This is a genomic window from Salinisphaera sp. G21_0 (assembly GCF_017744115.1).
Classification (GTDB): domain Bacteria; phylum Pseudomonadota; class Gammaproteobacteria; order Pseudomonadales; family Endozoicomonadaceae; genus Endozoicomonas.
On record NZ_JAGHQW010000273.1, the window covers coordinates 1 to 551 of the forward strand.

Sequence of the window (551 nt, forward strand, 5' to 3'; positions counted from 1 at the left end):
ACCACATCCGGCGGGTATTTCTGGTCAACCACGGAATGCTGGACGGGAGCCAGCCGGCCAACCCCGACCTCTGGCGCAGATTAGGGCAAATGCCGGAAAAGGTCTTGGCAGAAGCTGACTATATTGCCGACTCGGTGACCGATGAAACCTTGCTGGCCCAAAAAACCACGGAAGACATCCCGGCCAATCCCCTCCGCGTCACCATCGACTTTGCCACCACCGATAACTGGTACCACCAACTGTTTGGTGGTATCACCCTCAATGATCGGGGTTGGCTGGTTTTTTCTGACGGGGTCCTGGCCAACCTGAAAGAGAATACCCACCTGGTGTTTAACAACGCACCATGGGAAGACACTGGCTTCCAGGCAGCCCTGGCAACGGCCATACGGGTTGGCGGATTCACCGCCAACAAGCAATGGGTCCAGCTGCCTGAACAGATATCCCTGTCCGTAGCGCATATCTGTGCCACCGAACTCAATGCCCGGAAAGACCAGACGATCAGCGACAGCACCGTTTTTTGTCCCCAAAGCCCGTTTGTGGTGATTAACGGC

General features: G+C 56.3%; 1 protein-coding gene. It reads left to right on the forward strand.

The features are described 5' to 3' along the window. Nucleotides 1-89: 89 nt before the first annotated feature. On the forward strand, nt 90-551 hold a 462-nt coding region (locus J7439_RS26030), incomplete at its 3' end, for a hypothetical protein (protein ID WP_209204961.1).